The 18,488-nt window shown below is 66.6% G+C and carries 14 protein-coding genes; 9 read left to right on the top strand and 5 right to left on the bottom strand.

Annotation, left to right across the window (positions count from 1 at the left end):
- Positions 1–134 precede the first annotated feature (134 nt).
- Positions 135–2,225, bottom strand: a complete 2,091-nt coding sequence (locus AC07VI_RS27140) for a S9 family peptidase (RefSeq protein ID WP_492993322.1) — start codon at positions 2,223–2,225, stop codon at positions 135–137.
- Positions 2,226–2,343: 118 nt separating this feature from the next.
- Positions 2,344–3,051: a glutathione S-transferase family protein gene (locus AC07VI_RS27135; protein WP_492993323.1), complete on the bottom strand. Its 708-nt coding sequence runs from the start codon at positions 3,049–3,051 to the stop codon at positions 2,344–2,346.
- 113 nt (positions 3,052–3,164) lie between these two features.
- Here AC07VI_RS27135 and AC07VI_RS27130 point away from each other — a divergent pair, with 113 nt between their 5' ends.
- The 4 genes from AC07VI_RS27130 (at position 3,165) to AC07VI_RS27115 (ending at position 7,691) form a co-directional block, all read left to right on the top strand.
- Positions 3,165–3,533 carry a winged helix-turn-helix transcriptional regulator gene (locus tag AC07VI_RS27130; protein WP_492993325.1) on the top strand — a complete coding sequence of 123 codons (369 nt, stop codon included), beginning with the start codon at positions 3,165–3,167 and terminating at the stop codon, positions 3,531–3,533.
- Positions 3,534–3,595: 62 nt separating this feature from the next.
- Entirely contained in the window at positions 3,596–4,192 is a 597-nt protein-coding gene (locus AC07VI_RS27125; protein ID WP_492993327.1) for a hypothetical protein, read from the top strand.
- A gap of 455 nt (positions 4,193–4,647) precedes the next feature.
- Complete coding sequence (locus AC07VI_RS27120; RefSeq protein ID WP_492993329.1) at positions 4,648–5,910, top strand: cyclic di-GMP phosphodiesterase; 1,263 nt, start codon at positions 4,648–4,650, stop codon at positions 5,908–5,910.
- A 146-nt stretch (positions 5,911–6,056) separates the two neighbouring features.
- Positions 6,057–7,691, top strand: coding sequence for a methyl-accepting chemotaxis protein (locus AC07VI_RS27115; protein ID WP_492993331.1), 1,635 nt, complete (start codon positions 6,057–6,059; stop codon positions 7,689–7,691).
- On the opposite strand, the gene AC07VI_RS27110 is transcribed toward AC07VI_RS27115, so the two are convergent.
- The 3 genes from AC07VI_RS27110 to AC07VI_RS27100 all read right to left on the bottom strand — a co-directional run bounded on the left by AC07VI_RS27110 (position 7,663) and on the right by AC07VI_RS27100 (position 10,626).
- Entirely contained in the window at positions 7,663–8,511 is an 849-nt protein-coding gene (locus tag AC07VI_RS27110; RefSeq protein WP_099420900.1) for a DUF2071 domain-containing protein, read from the bottom strand. The two genes, AC07VI_RS27115 and AC07VI_RS27110, sit on opposite strands and share 29 nt — an antisense overlap.
- A gap of 171 nt (positions 8,512–8,682) precedes the next feature.
- The gene (locus AC07VI_RS27105; protein WP_086146198.1) at positions 8,683–9,465 is read right to left on the bottom strand and encodes a 3-hydroxybutyrate dehydrogenase; all 783 of its coding nucleotides are present in this window, start codon (positions 9,463–9,465) and stop codon (positions 8,683–8,685) included.
- 93 nt (positions 9,466–9,558) lie between these two features.
- Entirely contained in the window at positions 9,559–10,626 is a 1,068-nt protein-coding gene (locus tag AC07VI_RS27100) for an AraC family transcriptional regulator (RefSeq protein ID WP_086146197.1), read from the bottom strand.
- A 126-nt stretch (positions 10,627–10,752) separates the two neighbouring features.
- On the opposite strand from AC07VI_RS27100, the gene AC07VI_RS27095 reads away from it, so the two are divergent.
- The 5 genes from AC07VI_RS27095 (at position 10,753) to AC07VI_RS27075 (ending at position 18,372) form a co-directional block, all read left to right on the top strand.
- Entirely contained in the window at positions 10,753–12,363 is a 1,611-nt protein-coding gene (locus AC07VI_RS27095; protein ID WP_492993335.1) for an FAD-binding oxidoreductase, read from the top strand.
- Positions 12,360–13,928 carry a glycerol-3-phosphate dehydrogenase/oxidase gene (locus AC07VI_RS27090; protein WP_492993337.1) on the top strand — a complete coding sequence of 523 codons (1,569 nt, stop codon included), beginning with the start codon at positions 12,360–12,362 and terminating at the stop codon, positions 13,926–13,928. Before AC07VI_RS27095 ends, AC07VI_RS27090 begins: the two co-directional genes overlap by 4 nt.
- The gene (locus AC07VI_RS27085) at positions 13,852–14,277 is read left to right on the top strand and encodes a hypothetical protein (RefSeq protein WP_492993339.1); all 426 of its coding nucleotides are present in this window, start codon (positions 13,852–13,854) and stop codon (positions 14,275–14,277) included. Before AC07VI_RS27090 ends, AC07VI_RS27085 begins: the two co-directional genes overlap by 77 nt.
- Positions 14,278–14,280: 3 nt before the next feature.
- Positions 14,281–15,858: an FGGY-family carbohydrate kinase gene (locus tag AC07VI_RS27080; RefSeq protein WP_099420903.1), complete on the top strand. Its 1,578-nt coding sequence runs from the start codon at positions 14,281–14,283 to the stop codon at positions 15,856–15,858.
- 249 nt (positions 15,859–16,107) lie between these two features.
- Positions 16,108–18,372, top strand: a complete 2,265-nt coding sequence (locus tag AC07VI_RS27075; protein WP_492993341.1) for a TonB-dependent hemoglobin/transferrin/lactoferrin family receptor — start codon at positions 16,108–16,110, stop codon at positions 18,370–18,372.
- The last annotated feature ends 116 nt before the right edge of the window (positions 18,373–18,488 follow it).

Raw genomic sequence — 18,488 nt, 5'->3', positions numbered from 1 at the left:
CTGCGTCGAAACCCTTGTTCCATCGGACACTCCTTCTCTGTAACGAAAAAGTGTCAACTTATTCCAGGACGGGTCAGAAGGATAAAAAAAGCCGCACAGTTATGAACTGTGCGGCTTTTTTACTGTGGGCAGGCTTATTTTTTGGTGTAGGTGTTCAACCAGTCCAGCACCGTGTGATGCCACAGCAGCGAGTTGGCCGGCTTCAGCACCCAGTGGTTCTCGTCCGGGAAGACCAGCAGCTTGCTCGGGATGCCGCGGCGCTGCAGCGCCGTGAAGGTGCCCAGGCCTTGCGCCGTGGGGATGCGGAAGTCCAGGTCGCCCTGCACCACCAGCATCGGCGTCTTCCAGTTCTTCACGAAGTTGACGGGATTGAACTGCTCGTACTTGGCCGGCGCGTCATAATAGGTGCCGCCGTTTTCCCACTCGGTGAACCACAGTTCTTCCGTCGCGTAAGCCATGCCGCGGTTGTCGAACACGCCGTCGTGGTTGACCAGGCACTTGAAGCCGTCCGGCCAGTTACCGGCGATCCAGTTCATCATGTAGCCGCCGTAGGACGCGCCCAGCGCGCAGCTGCGCTCGCGGTCCAGCCACGGGAATTTCTTGGTGGCCGCTTCCAGTCCCTTTTGCAGGTCGAGCAGCGGCTTGCCGCCCCAGTCGCCGCTGATGGAATCCGTGAACTTCTGGCCATAGCCGGTGGAACCGTGGAAATCGATGAAAACGGTGGCGTAGCCGGCGCCCGCATACACTTGCGGATTCCAGCGGTAGCTCCAGCTGTTGCCGAAGCTGCCCTGCGGGCCGCCATGCACGAGGAAGGCCACCGGATACTTTTCGCCGGCCTTGGCATTCCATGGCTTCATGACGTGGCCGTAGACGGTTTCGCCATCCGCGCCCGCGAACGAGAATTGTTCATATTCGCCAAAGCGCACGTTGGCCAGCGCTGCCGCATTCTGCTTCGTCAGCTGGACCATCGGCGCGTTTTCCGACTTGGCGTCGAGCTTGCGCGTGTACAGCTGCGCGCCCGAGGCCAGGTTCGCCTGCGCCAGCACGATGGTATTGCCGCGCACGTCGAAGTCGCCCACGGCGCCTTTGCCCGTCAGCGCGTTGACCTTGCCGCTGGCCGCGTCGATGTGGAACAAACGGTGCTGGCCCACGTCGTCGGCGGCGACGAGGAAGGCCTTGCCGTCCGGCGTCCAGCGGAAGTCGGCCACGGAACGGTCCCAGTCATCGGCGACGGTGCGCTTCTTGCCCGTGGCGACGTCCATCAGCACCAAATGAAAACGGTCCGCTTCAAAGCCAGGCCTGGTCATGGCGACGTAGGCCAGGGTGCGGCCGTCGGGCGAGTAGGCGGCTTTCGCGTCCCAGGCCGGATTGTCGGCCGTGAGGTTACGCGGCGCCTGGCCGCCGGCGGCCGGTATCGTGTAGACGTCGAAGTTGGTCGACCACGATTCCGTGCGGCCGGCCACGCGCACGGAGAAGGCCACCGTCTTGCCGTCCGGGCTGAAGTTGTATTCGCCGTTGTCGCCGAAGGGCTTCGATGGCGCGTCGCCATCGAGGGTGCCGCTCAGGCTCACGGGCGCGGCGCTGACCTTGCCGGTCGCGTCGATCGGCGCCGAGTACAGCGCGTTGCGGCGGCCGTCGGCCCAGGTATCCCAGTGGCGCACGAACATCTGGTCGTAGACCATGCCGGTCGCCTTGTTTTTCGCTTTTTCATCGAGGCGCTTCTTGGTGCAGGCGAGGTCCGCGCAATCGAGGAACACGCCCATGCTGAAGGCCAGGCGGTCGCCCTGGGGCGACAAGCGGTAGGTGTCGACGTCCAGCGGCAGGTCGGTGACCTTGGCCGCTTCGCCGCCGTTCAGGGGCAACTGCCACACTTGCGAGGAGCCGGAGCGGCTGGACAGGAAGTAGATGGCGTCGCCGTTCGGCGACCATTGCGGGTCGCCGGCGCTGGCCTCGCCGCGCGTGAGCTGGCGCGGCGCCGCGTTCGGCGCGCGCAGGTCGATCAGCCACAGCTGCGTATTGCCGCGATTCTTGTCCAGGTTGGTGCTGCGCACCGTGTAGACGACGCGCGTGGCGTCCGGCGACAGCACGGGGTGACCCACGCGTTCCATGGCCACCATGTCTTCCACGGTGAAGCCGCGCGGCGCGGCCAGCGCCGGTTCTGCAGCAACGGCGGTGGTGGCCATGGCGGCACTGAATGCTCCCAAGAGCAGCAGAAGTAAACTCATTCAAACTCCCGATTCTGATGACGACGTTATCGATATGGTATTGACGTGGCCGGCTGTATCGCCGGCAGCCCGCCATCATAGCAACAAAGACGCGCCTGCTGCGGGAGTTGACCGGCGGTTAGCAGGCCGGACTTGCCAGTTGGTCGAGCGCCACGTGGCCCCGGAAACCGCCCAGGCTGGCGGCCGGCAAGCCCGCCTCGATGGCATGGGCAAAGCGGATGCCGGGGTCCTGTTCCAGCGCCGCCAGCACGCGCGCCACCTGCGGATAGTCGCTTAGCCGCGCCAGCTGCAGCGGTTCGGCCCAGCGCGCCGTGGCGGCCAGGTAGGCGTCGGCAATCGTCGGCGCGGCATCGGAGGCCAGCCAGGCGCGGCCATCGAGCAGGCGCTCCAGGTGCGCCAGGCTCTTGTTCACCTTCTCGACGGCCATCTCGCGCCAGACGGCCGCGCGCGCATCGTCTTCTGCCGCGCGCGACGCCTGGAAGGCGGGCATGAAGGCCGCGTGGAAGGTCGTGTGCAGGAAGGACAGCACGCTGTTCAGGCGGTCGCCGGCGGGCGTGCCCTGCGCAAAACCCAGGCTGCTGGCCGGTGCGCGGGCGGCGATATGCAGCAGGATCGCCATGCTTTCGAGCAGCGGCGCGCCTGTGTGCGTGAGCAGGGCCGGCGTCTGGCCCAGGGGATTGATGGCGAGAAAGGCCGGATGCTGCTTGCTGGCCGGGTCGCGCGCTTCGACGCGGGCCAGGCGATACGGCAGGCCGCTCCATTCGAGGGCGGCGATGGCGGCAAACGAGCAGCCGAACGGCACGCTGTAGATCAGGGTGGTTTCCATGCTGGAGTTCCATTCAGGTGAGGGAAGGGCAGTCTAATCGCGATAGTTACTATTTGGAAGAAGGCAGAATAATGTGGTATAGGTACATTTTTTATACCAGATAGGGCATGCACATGAAAGACAATGTCTCCGGCTGCGCCGTGGAAGAAGCCATGCGCTTGCTGGGCGGGCGCTGGCGCGTAGTGCTGCTCAGCTATCTGATGGCGGGGCCGAAGCGCTTCAGCGAAATCCGCCGCGCCGTGCCGAATATCTCGCAGCGCATGCTGACCCTGGACTTGCGCGCGCTGGAAGAGGCGGGCTTGCTCACGCGCACGGTCTACGCGGAAGTGCCCGTCAAGGTCGAGTATCAACTGACGGACGAGGGCCTGCGGCTGCGCGAGCTGGTCGAGATGCTGCGCGCCATCGGCCTGCGCCTGCGCGGGCAGGCGGACGGGGGCGGCGCCTTTCTCGCGCCCGATGCCGTGGATGATAGTTCTCTATAGAAACAGCTGTTTTTATGTAAAGTGCTAGACTGCCGGCTTTTGATCACTACTTTTTGACACCCATGCGCCTGACTACTCTCGCCCTGACCGCCGCCGCCCTGTTTGCCGCCTTGCCGGCCCAGGCCGCTACCATGCCGACATTCGAACACATCCAGGCCGCCGTGCAGGCGGGCGTGGCCAAAACGCAAGCCAGGATGCAATCGTCGATACCGGTTCCCATTCCCGTCAAGGCCACCAGCCTGCAGGGTTGCCAGGATTCGCAGGAAGTGCCGGGCGAGGTGGTGTGTCTGATCGGCATGAGCGCCGGCATGCGCGACGCTTTTATGGTCTTGCCGCTACGTAACGATAACGGTACCTGGGTCGGCGTCGAGCGCAAGGACGCCAGGTTCGCGGGACCATCGCCGGCCGAGGCGCAAGCGATGATACGCGCCTGGGCCAAGGAAGAAGTGGCGCGCAATCCGGAGGCGGCCAAGGACGTGCAGATGCAGGAAGCGCAGAGCACCATGCAGGTCAAGGCCGTCAATGAATGCGACGTCAGGCGCAAGACGGGCTATCTGGCGTGCGACACGGAATTGAGCGTGCCTAGCCGTCCGGAAGCGATCAAGACGGAACTGACCTTCATGCTCGAAGGTGGCGCCTGGCGCTACGTGCCGCGCTAAGCCGTCGGCGGCCGGACCGCATCTGCAGCGGCGGCGCCCCAGCCGCCGCGTCCCGCGCCGGCGCCAGGCAGACCCTCTTCTCCTCCTGGCGCCAGCGTCCCCACGGCACGCCTGAGCTGTCCCATCATGGCAAGGGCGCCGTTCTTTCCCGCAGTTCAAGTCAGTGTGCTTGCCCATGCAGTCGCCGGCAGCCATGACGCATCCATCCTCCACCATCGATTGGCCGGGCGCATGCAGCCGTGCGCACGTGCGCAGCGAAGTCACTCGAGATGAATCGTTATATTCGACAACCTTCCGTATTGCATTAATGAAAACGATAGAATTGGTGATTATTGTCGCGTTTGTTGTGGTTTTTCAATATAAATTAATATATTTGGTTTAATCGTTTGATTTTGGCGTATGATGTTGTTAATTCGCAAGTAAATGCTGCGATTTTGAATGTCTGGAGAGACGCCATGCTGAAAAAAATAGCGAGTAGCGAGCTGGTATTGGGAATGTATGTCGAGCGTCTGGGGCGTTCCTGGCTCGATACGCCATTCTGGAAGCGTTCCTTTTTGCTCGAGTCGCAGGCTGACCTGGAACGCATCCGCGCGGCGCGCCTCTGCGAAGTGTGGATCGACGTGGCGCGCGGGCGGGCGCCGGTGGAAGCGGCGCCGCCGGCGGCCGCGGTGCCGCCAGCCGTAGTGCCGCCAGTCGTAGTGCCGCCAGTCGCGGCCGCGCCGGCGGCCGATGCCGCCCCCGTGCAGAATGCGGCTGCGCCCATGTCGCGCGACGAGGAGCTGGTGCATGCCCGCCGCCTGCTTGAACACTCGCGCCAGGCCGTGCAGACGATGTTCGACGAGGCGCGCATGGGCAAGGCCTTGTCCGTGGGGCAGGCTTACGAACTGGTCGACGATATCGCCGCGTCGGTGTTGCGCGGCGGCAGCGTGCTGCTGGGACTGGCGCGCCTGAAAACGGCCGACAATTACACGTATATGCATTCGGTGGCCGTGTGCGCGCTGATGACGGCGCTGGCCACGGAGGTGGGCCTGGCGCCCGAGCAGGTGCGCTCGGCCGGCCTGGCGGGCCTGTTGCACGACATAGGCAAGATGGCCGTGCCTTCCGCCATCCTCAACAAGCCGGGCAGCCTGAGCGAAGCGGAATTTGGCTCGGTGCGCGCCCATCCGGCCGCCGGCCACCGCATGCTGCAGGAGGTGGGCGAGCTCGATCCGGTGGCGCTCGACGTGTGCCTGCACCACCATGAAAAACTCGATGGCAGCGGCTACCCGCACGGCTTGCGCGGCGAGGAAGTGAGCCTATATGCGCGCATGGGCGCCATCTGCGACGTGTATGACGCGATCACCTCGAACCGGCCGTACAAGCAGGGCTGGTGTCCGGCCGATTCGCTGCGCCGCATGGCCGCCTGGCGCGGCGCGCACCTGGACGCGCAGCTGTTCGCCGCCTTCGTCAAATGCCTGGGCATCTATCCGCTGGGCACCCTGGTGCGGCTGCAATCGGAACGCCTGGCCGTGGTGGTGGGGCAGACGCCGGGCAAGCCGCTGACCCAGCCCACCGTGCGGGTGTTTTTTTCCATCCGTGCCGGCACCTGCATCGTGCCATCGGTGATCGACCTGGCCGCACCGGGTTGCCAGGAGCGCATTGTTTCCACGGAAAGCGCGGAACGCTGGCGCTTGCAGGACGTGGAGCGCTACTGGGCCGGCGAACCCGCCATCGCTTAGCGGCTGGCAAGGGTGGAATAAAAGTACATTTTATTAATAGCAAAATATTAAAATAGTGGTGCCAGTGCCGTGCCTGCTTTCCTGACTGGCGACCGTGCCTTGTCCGCATACCCGTCGCCGTACGGGCTACCTCTGAGGATGTGACCATGCGACTTAATCTTCCCGTCAGCGATACCGAGATCACACTGAGCGATAGCGAGACCATCGTCTCGACTACCGACTTGCAAGGCAATATCACGTATGCGAATCCGTATTTCATCACTGTCAGCGGCTACAGCGCGGAAGAATTGATCGGCGCGCCGCAAAACATCCTGCGTCACCCGGACATGCCGGTGGAAGCGTTTGCCGATTTCTGGGCCACCATCCGCTCGGGACGCTCGTGGAGCGGCATGGTCAAGAACCGCTGCAAGAACGGCGATTTTTACTGGGTGCTGGCGAACGTGACGCCCGTGGTCGAGGATGGCGTGGCCGTCGGCTACATGTCCGTGCGCACCAAGCCCACGCGCCAGCAGGTGGCGCAGGCGTCGGCCCTGTACGCGCGCATCAAGGCGGGCCAGGCCGACGGCATCGCCCTGAGCCAGGGCGCCGCCGTGCGCACGGGCTGGCTGGCCCGGCTGCTCAGCGTGCGCGACATGGCGCTGGGCCGTCGCATCGCCTGGAACCTGGGCGCGCTGGTGCTGCTGTTGCTGCTGCAGCTGGGGTGGGATGCCGGCCTGTTGCCGGCCGCGGCCCATGGCTGGCTGACGGGGCTGTCCGTGGCGGCCCTGTGCCTGACCCTGTATTTCTGGCATGCCTTGCACAAGGTGGTGCTGCAGCCGCTGCAGCGGGCGCGCCAGGCCTGCGACGTGATGGCGGGCGGCGACCTGACGGGCGAGCTCGACACGACGCGGCGCGACGAGATGGGGCAGCTGCTGCGCTCCTTGCGCCAGCTGCGCGTGAACCTGCATTCCATCGTCGGCGACGTGCGCGGCAACTTCCTGCGCATCAGCATGGCCAGCCAGGAAATCGCCGCCGGCAATATGGACCTGTCGGGCCGCACGGAGGCGCAGGCCTCGGCCCTGGAACAGACGGCGTCGAGCATGGAGCAGCTGGCCGCCACGGTGCAGCAAAACAGCGGCAATGCCGTGCAGGCCAGCGACATGGCGGGCAAGGTGCACGGTCTGGCCGGTCGCGGCGGCGAGATCGTTGGCCAGATGGTGACGATGATGGCGGACATTAACGCGTCATCGAGGAAGATCGGCGACATTACGGGCATTATCGAGGGCATCGCCTTCCAGACGAATATCCTGGCCCTGAACGCGGCCGTGGAAGCGGCGCGCGCGGGCGACCAGGGCCGTGGTTTTGCCGTCGTGGCCGGTGAGGTGCGCAGCCTGGCCCACCGCAGCGCGGCGGCGGCGACGGAAATCAAGCAGTTGATCACATCCTCGCTGGAACAGGTGCAGGCGGGCGCGCGGCTGGCGCAGCAGGCGGGCGCCAGCAGCGCCGAAATGCTGGGCGCGGTGCAGGGCGTGCATGGCATCATGGAAGAAATCGCCTGGGCCTCGCGCGAGCAAAGCCACGGCATCGGCCAGGTCAACATGGCCGTCACGCAGATGGATGAAGTGACGCAGCAGAACGCGGCCCTGGTGGAAGAGTCGGCGGCCGCTTCCGCATCGCTGCAAGACCAGGCCTTGCAGCTGGAGCAAGCCATGGCCCTGTTCAAGCTAGAGCGGCGGCGCGGCGGCCCGCCCGCGCCCGCGCCGGAGCGCCGTGTTACAGCAGGCGCTCTGACAGCGCCTTGAAGGGAACCTTGGGCACGAGAAAGGCGAACGGGGCGGACAGGGGCGGCAACTGCGCCAGCAAGCCGCAGTCGGCGCGCAAGGCCGTCAGCGCTTGTACTTGATCCAGATCAACGGGCAAGTCGATTTCGCCGAAGACCAGCTTGCCATTGCGCGGCACGGACGCGATGGCCGCATCCTGACAAGCGAGGAAGGCGACGGCGTCGCGCCAGCTGCCGAACAGCTGTTGCCAGTGGCCATCGAGGGCCTTGCCGCCGCCGATGGCGGCCTGCACGTCCAGCGGTGGAGCGCTGCCGGCGCCGCCGGCAATGGCGCAATGGGCTTGCTTGGCAGAAACATCCAGCGTCATGGCGTTCGCCAGGTGCGTCGGCAGGATGTCGCTGAACAGCCGCGTGCCCAGCGCATGGGGCAGGCTGTCCATGATATTTTTCAGGAAGTACACGCAGGGCACGTCCGGCGCGCCCGCTGGCGTGTGGTCCAGGTACAGCCGCCAGTTGCTTTGCAGCGGAGACGGCATTCGCCGGCGCAAGGGCCCCAGCAGGGCGGGGCCGAAATGGCCGTGGCGGTAGGTCAGCACGGTGAACGGCGTCTTGCCGTCGCGCTGCCACAGGGCCACGCCTGGCGGCAATAATTTCTGCGCGGCAGCGGCGTCGACCAGCCAGCTCACGTAGACGACATCGCGCACGTCGCTGTGCAGTGTCAGGAAGGGCAGGCGCGACATGACAGCCTGGCGCAGATGGGCAAAGCGCGTGCAGTTGGCGAGCGCGGCAAACAGGCGCCCCGGCCAGCCCGCGCGCGGGTGGCGGTAAGTGTTGTCTTGCAATTGGGAACTTTCGGGAAAGGCGCGGAGGGTTGATACGCTAACGCTGCAACGCCCGTCCACATCATCGCGAGCGGCAGCGATGTGTGGCCGAGACGCGCAGCTGTGCTGGAGCACAGCGAGCATCGCAGGCCGCACAGGGCGCCGCGCAGCCGATGTGGGCGGGCGTCACTATTATTGCATGTGCCAGCCGTGGCTGACGACGATGGATTGTCCGCTCAGTGCCGTCGACGGGAACGCGGCCAGGAACACGGCCGTTTGCGCCACGTCCTGCGTGGTGGTGAATTCGCCGTCGATGGTGTCTTTCAGCATGACTTTCTTGATCACGTCTTCTTCGCTGATGTTCAGCTGGGCCGCCTGTTCGGGGATTTGCTTGTCGACCAGCGGCGTGCGCACGAAGCCGGGGCAGATGACGTTGGCGCGGATGCCATCCTTAGCGCCTTCCTTGGCCACCACCTTGGCCAGGCCCAGCAAACCATGCTTGGCGGCAACGTAAGCGCTCTTGAACGGCGAGCCTTCGTGCGAGTGCACGGAGCCCATGTAGATGATGGCGCCGCCGCGGCCGGCCTTGAGCATTTCGCGCATGCAGGCGCGCGTGGTGAGGAAGGCGCCGTCCATGTGAATGGCCAGCATCTTCTTCCACTGCTCGAACGGGTAGTCGACGACGGGGCTGATGATCTGGATGCCCGCATTGCTGATCAGAATGTCGATGCCGCCGAAGTGGGCCGCGGCGTCCGCCACGCCCTTGTCGACCTGCTCTTCGCTGGAGACGTCCATGGCGACGGCAAACGCCTGGCCGCCAGACTGCTTGATTTCCTCGGCCGTCTTGCTGGCCGCTTCCAGGGCCAGGTCGGCGATGACGACCTTGGCGCCCTGTTTGGCGTATTCGATGGCCATTTCCTTGCCGATACCACTGGCGGCGCCGGTAATCAGTGCGACTTTGTCTTTGAGTTGCATATTAATCCTTTGCATTGCGGGTTGGAGTGATGGTGGGAGCCTGACATGCCAGTATAGCCAGAAAACGGGCAGGGCATGGCGCGCGCACGCCAGTCAGGCGGCCTGTCCGGCCTGCAGTTCCTGCAGGCGCCAGGCGCCGGGATTGGTGCCGGACCAGGTGCGGAACGCATGGTTGAACGCGCTTTGCTCCTGGTAGCCGAGCAGGAAGGCGATGTCGACCAGCGACAGGCCCGGCTGGCGCAGATAGTCGCGCGCCAGGCCGTACCTGGCCTGGTCCAGCAGGGCCTGGAAACTGGTGCCCGCGTCGGCCAGCTTGCGCTGCAGGGTGCGCGGCGTGACGGCCAGCGCGGCGGCCACGTCCGCCAGCCTGGCCGGACCCTGGCGCAGGCCGGCCACGATGGCCGCCTGCACCTGCGCGCCGATGCCGCCGCCCGCCTCGGCCTGGCGCTGCGCCAGCAATTGTTCCGCGTGCTGGCACAGCACGGGATACAGGCTGACGTCGGCATTCGGCACGGGCCAGTCCAGCAATTGCGCATCGAAGGTGGCCGTGTTGGCGGGGGCGTTGAAGACGGGCAGGCTGCCCAGCACGCGCACGTATTCGTCGCGGTGCGCCGCGTGGCGCAGCAGCTCGCCGCCGCCGTCATGGGCAAATGCCAGCCGGGCCGGCGGCAGCGGCATGCCGGCCAGCCATTCGCCGCACACCTTGACGCCGGCAAAGACGCTGTCGACCAGGTGCCGGCTGGCGCCCGGGTAGTTGCTGGCCCAGCGGTAATGCGCGACGGCGCCGTCACGCTGCAGGGTCGAGCGTCCCAGGTCGTGCGCCAGCCGCTCGTAGCGGGCCGTCTGTTCCAGCGCCTGGCCCACGTTCTGGCAACTGAGCAAAATCAAGCCATACGCGCTGTACGTGCCCATGCGCACGCGCTGGCCCACGTGCAGGCCGAAATGCGCGTCGCCCGCCAGGCTGGCGCCCGCATCGAGCAGGCGCACGTAGTCGCGCGCGGCCAGGCCGGGCGCTGTCGCTTCCAGGCTGTGCGGCGGCACGCCGGCCGCCCGCGCCAGGGCGGCGGCAGCGATGCCGTGCGCGCCGGCCGCTTCCAGCAGCGGCTGCAGATAGGCGCCGGCGACCCGGCCGTCCGCGTGGTGGCTGTCAGTGCTTGTCATGATGGAACAATGCGATTGTCATGAAAAACCAATACCCGTCGTTTCTGGCGGCATATGCTGTTGAACAGGCAAGAACAGTATAGCAAGCCGCCGTGGCGCGCAACTGGCCCAACACAGGGGATGTCGATGCAACGCTGGAATGGCTGGGGTGACGAAAGCATCGTGTATGCGCTGGGCGCGGAGGCGCTGGCCTTCCTGGGCGAACGGCTGGGGCCGGGCACCGCCATTGCTGACGCCAGCTTCGAGGATGCCTGCGCGCAAGTTCCTGCCTCGCGCCTGGCGCCGCATCCGCTCATCGATACTACGCCGGCTGCGCGCGTGCGCCATGCGCTCGGTCAAAGCCTGCCCGACTGGTTCAAATTGCGCCACGGCCGCATCGGCGCGGTGCCCGATGGCGTGGCTTTTCCCGACAGCGGCCTGCAGGTGCGCCAGCTGCTCGATTACGCGCGCCAGGCCTGCGTGGCCGTCATCGCGCATGGCGGCGGCACCAGCGTGGCCGGACACCTGACGGTGGCGCCGGGCCCGCGCCCCGTGCTGTCGATCAACCTCACGCACCTGTGCGCGCTGGGCCACCTGGACGGCGAGGCGCTGCTGGCCACGTTCGGCGCGGGCGTGTACGGCCCTGACCTGGAAGCCCAGCTGCGCGCGCAGGGCTATACCCTGGGCCACTATCCGCAGTCGTTCGAGTATTCCACTTTGGGCGGCTGGATCGCCACGCGCTCGTCGGGCCAGCAATCGCTGCGCTATGGCCGCATCGAGCAGCTGTTCGCCGGCGGCGTGGTGGAAACGCCGGCCGGCACCCTGACGATTCCAACTTTCCCCGCGTCGGCGGCCGGCATCGACCTGCGCGAAATGGTGCTCGGCTCGGAGGGCCGCATCGGCATCGTGACGCAGGCCACCGTGCGCATTTCTCCGCTGCCGCCGTACGAAGCGTTCCACGCCGTGTTCTTCGCCGCCTGGGAAGAGGCGCAGGCCGCCGTGCGCGCGCTGGCGCAGGCAAAACTGCCGCTGTCGCTGCTGCGCCTGTCGAACGGACCGGAAACGCAAACCATGCTGACCCTGGCCGGGCACAAGAAACTGGTGGGATTATTGGAACGCTATCTGTCCCTGCGCGGCTGCGGGGAAGGCAAGTGCATGCTGATGGTGGGCGTCAGCGGAGAGGAAAAGCCGGCGCGCGCGGCCCTGCGCGGCGCCCTGGCGCTGGCGCGGCGGCACAAGGGCGTGCACGTGGGACGGCACATGGGCGAAAAATGGAAGCAGGGACGCTTTCGCAATGTCTACCTGCGCAACGGCGCCTGGGAACACGGCTATGTCATCGACACGGTGGAGACGGCCGTCGACTGGCCCCGCGTGGCGCCCATGATGGCGGCGCTGGAGCAGGCGGGCCGCACCGCGCTGGCCGCGCACGGCGAGCAGGTGCACGCCTACACGCATTTGTCGCACCTGTACCCGCAGGGCGCCAGCGTCTACACCACGTATGTGTACCGGCTGGCGCCCACGTTCGAGGAAAACATGGCGCGCTGGCGTACCTTGAAAGACGCGGCCGGCGCCGCCATCGTCGCCAACGGCGGCACCATCAGCCACCAGCACGGCGTCGGCACGGACCACGCGCCGTGGCTGATGGCCGAAAAGGGGGAACTGGGCATCGCCGCCATGCGCGCGCTGCTGCGCCAGATGGACCCGCAGGGCATGATGAATCCCGGTAAACTGCTGCCCGACGCCGGCGGTCCGTCATGAACAGGGCAGAGCTGCCTGGCCTCCTGGCGCGCGAGTGGGATGTGCTGATCGTCGGCGGCGGCATCACGGGCGCCGGCATCCTGCTCGAAGCATCGCGGCGCGGCTTGACGGCGCTGCTGGTGGAGCAGCGCGATTTCGCCTGGGGCACGTCGAGCCGTTCGTCGAAGCTGGTGCACGGCGGCTTGCGCTACCTCAAGCAGGGACAGTTCGCGCTGACGCGCGAGTCGGTGCATGAGCGGCAAGCCTTGCTGACGGATGCGGCGGGGCTGGTCGAGCCGCAGGGCTTTGCCTTTGGCGACTACGTAGGCCGCCGGCCGGGGCGGCGCCAGTTCATGCTGGGCCTGGCCATCTACGACGTGATGGCGGGCAAGCGCGCGCGCCGCTATGTCGCCGCAGACGATTTTGCCATGCTGGCGCCGCACGTCCGGCGCGACGGCCTGCGCGGCGGCATGCTGTACCAGGACGCCAAGACCGATGATGCGCGCCTGGTGCTGCGGGTGCTGCAGGAGGCGCGGCGCCATGGCGGCGTGGCCGTCAATTACCTGGGCGTGGCATCGCTGCTGCGTGAAAATGAACAGGTCGTCGGCGCCACGCTGAAGGATGCCGTCGGCGGCGGCACGCCGGCCGTGCGCGCGCGCCTGGTGATCAGCGCCACGGGCGCCTGGGCCGACGCCTTGCGCGGCCAGGTGGGCGAGCAGCCGAAACTGCGGCCCCTGCGCGGCAGCCATCTGCTGCTGCCCGCCTGGCGTTTGCCGCTGGCGCAGGCCGTCAGCCTGATGCACCCGCACGATGGCCGCCCCGTCTTCGCCTATCCGTGGGAGGGCGTAACCCTGGTCGGCACCACCGATGTCGACCACGCCGGCGGCCTGGAAAGCGAGGCGGCCATCACGCGCGGCGAGCTCGATTACCTGCTGGCCGCGCTGCGCTGGCAGTTCCCGCAGCTGGCGCTGGGCGAAGACGACGTGCTGGCCACGTTTGCCGGCGTGCGTCCCGTCATCGACAGCGGCCAGCTTGACCCGTCGAAGGAAGCGCGCGAACATGCGCTGTGGCTGGAAAACGGCTTGCTGACGGTGGCGGGCGGCAAGCTGACGACGTTTCGCGTGATCGCCCTCGATGCGTTGCGCCGCGCGGCGCCGCTGCTGCCGGGCTGGCAGGCGGACCTGCGCCCGCTGCCTGTTTTTGACGCAGTGCCGGCCCTGTCGGGCAAGGCCTTGCGGCTCGATGGCGAACAGCGCGCGCGCCTGCTGGGCCGCCACGGCGCGGCCGCGCAGGCGCTGTGCGATGCGGCGCTGGACGGCGAACTGGCGCCGGTGCCCGGCACGCAGACCCTGTGGGCGCAGCTGCGCTGGGGCGCGCGCAGCGAGGACGTACAGCACCTGGACGACCTGCTGCTGCGGCGCACGCGCCTCGGTTTGCAGCTGGCCGGCGGCGCGCTTGCTATCATGCCGCGCTTGCGCGCCATCTGCCAGCATGAGCTGGGGTGGAGTGATGCGCGCTGGGAGGAAGAACAGCAGCGCTACCTGGCCCTGTGGCGCCGCCATTACAGCGTGCCGCAGGGCGATTGAAAACCATAAGAATAAACAAGAGGAGAGCATCATCGACACCACCCTGTTTGGCCAGCCTCTGGCGCTGGGCGACGCGCGCATCACCTACGACAGCCTGTCGCCGCTGGACCTGCGCCAGCCGTTGGCTACCCTCGTCGACGAGCTGGGCGAAGACCTGCTGCAAATCACGTGCGCAAACGGCGCTATCGTCGACCTGGGCTGGTATCCGGCATGGAGCGTAGAGGGGCGCCTGCGCGTGGTGGCCGTGCGGGATCAGGACTGGGAAGCGCCCGTCTTCAGCGCCCGGCCGGAGCTGACGCCGCAAGCGCTGCTGCATGCGCTGCGCGCCGCGCTGGCCAGCGTGGCGTAAGCCATGGCCTCCGCGGCGGGCAATGGCCCGTATATCCTCGCCATCGACAATGGCACGCAAAGCGTGCGCGCGCTGCTGTTCGACCGCGAGGGGACGCTGGCGGCCAAGGCGCAGGTTTTCCTGGAAGCGTATTATTCCGACCACCCCGGCTGGGCCGAGCACGACGCCGACGGCTACTGGCTAGCCGTGTGCGCAGCGTGCCAGCAGCTGTGGCGCGGCACGGACATTGCCAAATCCGCGGTGGCCGGCGTGGCCGTCACCACGCAGCGCGGCACGGTGGTCAACGTGGATGCACACGGCGCGCCGCTGCGCCCCGCCATCACCTGGCTGGACCAGCGCAGCACGCGCGATATTCCCCGCCTGGCGCCGTGGTGGCGCGCCCTGTTCCGCGCCACGCGCCTCGATGGCACGATCACGTACTTCCGCCGCGAGGCCGAGATCAACTGGATTGCGGCGCAACAGCCCGACATCTGGCGCCGCACGCACAAATTCCTGCTGCTGTCGGGCTTTTTGAATCACCGCCTCTGCGGAAAATACATCGATTCAACGGGCTCGCAAGTGGCCTACATCCCGTTCGACTACAAGCGCCACGCCTGGGCCGGGCGCTTCGACTGGAAATGGCAGGCGCTGGCGATACGACGTTCCATGCTGCCCGAGCTGGTGGCGCCGGGCGCGCGCATGGGCGCCATCACGGCATCGGCCGCCGCGGCGACGGGCATCCCGGAGGGCACGCCGCTGCTGGCGGCGGCCGCCGACAAGGCGTGCGAGGTGCTGGGCGCCGGCTGCGTCGAGCCGCACGTGGCGTGCCTGAGCTACGGCACCACGGCCACCATCAACACGACCAGCCGCAAATACGTGGAAGTGACGCGTTTTATCCCGCCGTACCCGGCCGCCATGCCGGGCGCCTACAGCACGGAAGTGCAGATTTTCCGCGGCTACTGGATGGTCAACTGGTTCAAGGAGCAGTTCGGCGACCGCGAACGGGCGGCGGCCGCCGAGGATGGCACGGGCCTCTCGGCCGAAGCGCTGTTCGACCGCCTGGTCGACGCCGTGCCGCCCGGCTCCATGGGCCTGATGCTGCAGCCGTACTGGAGTCCCGGCATCAAGGTGCCGGGGCCGGAAGCGAAGGGCGCCATGATCGGCTTTGGCGACGTGCATACGCGCGCGCACATCTACCGCGCCATCCTCGAAGGCCTGGCGTATGCGCTGCGCGAAGGCAAGGAGCGCATCGAGCAGCGCAGCGGCGTGGCGATTACGGAGCTGCGCATCGCGGGCGGCGGCTCGCAAAGCGACGCCGCCATGCAGCTGACGGCCGATATCTTCGGCTTGCCGGCCGCGCGCGCCCACGTGTATGAAAGCTCGGGCCTGGGCGCGGCCATCGCCGCCGCCGTGGGCCTGGGCTGGCATGCGGACTTTCCCGCCGCCGTGCAAGCCATGACGCGCAAGGGCAAGGTGTTCCAGCCCCATCCCGAGCACCGCAAAATCTATGAACAGCTGTACCGGCGCGTCTACCGCAAGATGTATGCGCGGCTGCAGCCCTTGTACCGCGAGATCGCCGACATCACCGGCTATCCGGAATAGCTACTCCTTAAATGCTATTGCGAATCATTCGCATCTAATATATGATGTGTTCCGCATTTCACTAAGGCAACTTATCCCGGTGACTGCAGCGTGCCGCCGGCCATGCGCCGGCGGCACGTTCGTGCGGGCAGAGCTCCGCCGCAACGCTTCCGTCAACGCCGCCGCTTGATCGTGCGCCGCCTGTCCTCTGCCCTGCGTTTTTTCATTCCAGCAGCATCAAGTTGCAAGCAAACCCAGGCAAGGATAGCGATGAAGAGCAGCAGCAAACAAGGATTGACCCCGCTGGCCGCCGCGCTGGCGCTGGCATTGGGGGGCGCGCAGGGCCATGCGTGGGCGGCAGCGAAGGCGGACAAGGCCGATGCGGTACAGATGCCGGCCATCAGCGTCTTTGGCGACGCCATCAGCGCCGGCACGGCCGGCCGCTCGTATATCAACAGCGCCGACATCGAACGCCAGCAGGCCGACAATGTCGCCTCCTTGCTCGACACCTTGCCCGGCGTGGACCTGGCCGGCACGGCCCGTCCCAGCGGCCAGAGCCTCAATATCTGGGGCTTCAATAAAGTGCAGGACGTGAAAGTCATCCTCGACGGCGTGCCCAAGGGCTTCGAGAAGTACCGCCAGGGTTCCATCTTCATCGAGCCGGAGCTGATCAAGCAGATCGAAGTGAACAAGGGCGCGCATACGAGCTTGTACGGCAATGGCGGCTTCGGCGGCGTCATCACGGTCGAGACCAAGGATGCGCAGGACTTGCTGGAAGGCGGCGAGAGCGCGGGCGCCATGCTCAAGTATTCGCGCCACTCGAACAATGGCGAAAACGACGCCACCGTGGCCGTCTACGGCCGCACGCAAGACGGTCGCTTCGACGCCATGGCTTTCACCACGCAGCGCAAGTCGGACGACTTGCGCAAACCCGATGGCAAGCCATTCCGCTTTTCCGCCATCGACGCGCCATCGAGCCTGGCCAAGCTGAATATCCGGCTGACGCCGGAGCAGCTGCTGACCCTGACGGCGATGAAGAGCGGTAGTTCGGGCTGGGGGCCGTTCGCCGCCATGGGCGAGGACGTGCCCACGCCGACCGAGGCGGAAATCAAAAAATATGGACTGGAGGAGGCGTGGCAGCGCAAGGCCGTGTACCGCGACCAGGACGACGACACCTATTCCGTGAAGTGGCAGTACGCGCCGCAGGATAATCCATGGATCAAGCTGACGGCCAGCGCCGGCTACTCGCACACGGACCAGCATGACAAGCGTCTGCCATCGGCTTCGCCGGGTTCCTACCTGGGCTCCCTGGGCAACGAGAGCTGGGCCTCGTACGTCGACCGCATTGCCGAGGTGCGCAACGAGAGCGTGTTTGTCACGGGCGCCGTGTCGCACGTGCTGCAAACGGGCCTGCAATGGCACAAGAACGTGCGCGACACCCTGATGTACTACCCGTCGTCGACGGCGCTGAAGGACCCCAGCTACAACTACGGCTACTTCCAGCCCTACTACATGCCGGCCGGGCGCCAGGAAACCACGGGGTTGTATCTGCAGGATGCCATCACCTATGGCAGCGTGACGCTGACGGCGGCGCTGCGCCACGACCGCGTCGTCTCCGAGGGCGTGCCGAACAAGGCGTCGCGCTACAACAGCCCGCTGCCGGCCGCAGGCCACGATTTCAGCGAAAAGGTGCACGCGGACTGGTCGCCCCGGCTGGGGCTGTTCTGGAAGGCGTCGGACAGCATGGCGCTGTTCGGCGACTTGAGCCGTACGTGGCGCGCGCCGACCATCGACGAGATGTATTCGAATGAATACTATATGTCGCCGCGCGTCGGTTCATCGACGCCGGCCACCAGCCGCACCCTGGCCGTCGAGCGCGTGACGGCCGTGCGCGCCGGCGCCATGCTGCACCGCCAGAACGTGTTCATGGAGCGCGACGACGCGCAGCTGCGCCTGACGGTCTACCGCAACCGCGTCAGCGACAATATCGGCCCGCGCCTGGGCGTGCTGGTCGAAGGCTACGAGCCGGGATCAGGCAAGGTGCCGCCGGCCCTGTCCGACTACCGCAACCTGGCCGGTTTCCATACGCAGGGCGTGGAAGTGGAGTCCTATTACAACTCGCCGCGCCTGTTTGCCAGCGCCTCGCTGTCGAAGCAGCGCGGCACCCGCACGGGATCGCAGCGCGACCCGTGGGGCGCGGATGAACCCGTGTCGACCATTGCGCCGGACAAGCTGATGGCGGGACTGGGCTGGCGCTTCCCCGACCTGGGCGCCAGCGTGGGCTGGCAGGGCCGTTTCGTGGCGAAGCAGGAGCGCGTGCTGCCGGTGGGGAGCGTGTACCGCTTGCCGCCGTCGAAGGGCTATGCGCTGCACACGCTGTTCGCATCGTGGAATGGCAGGCAAGGCGTCTGGCGCGGCACGGAAGTGCGCCTGACGGTCGATAATGTCTTCAACCGCAATTACATGCCTTACCTGAGCGAGGCGGTCACCGGCGTGGGGCGCAATGCGAAGTTGAGCGTGTCGAGAAAGTTCTGATTCACTTTAAGAACGGCGGGCCGGAGACGCGGGCCTGAGAAAATGCCGATGGCGGCGTTGCAGCTTCCTTGCCGTACATGCGTACTGTCTGCGTCGCTGCGCCTTGCCCTCGACAT

Source organism: Janthinobacterium sp. GW821-FHT03A03 (assembly GCF_059421435.1).
Note: the sequence above shows the minus strand (reverse complement) of the source record. Positions and strands in the feature narration are given on the sequence as shown.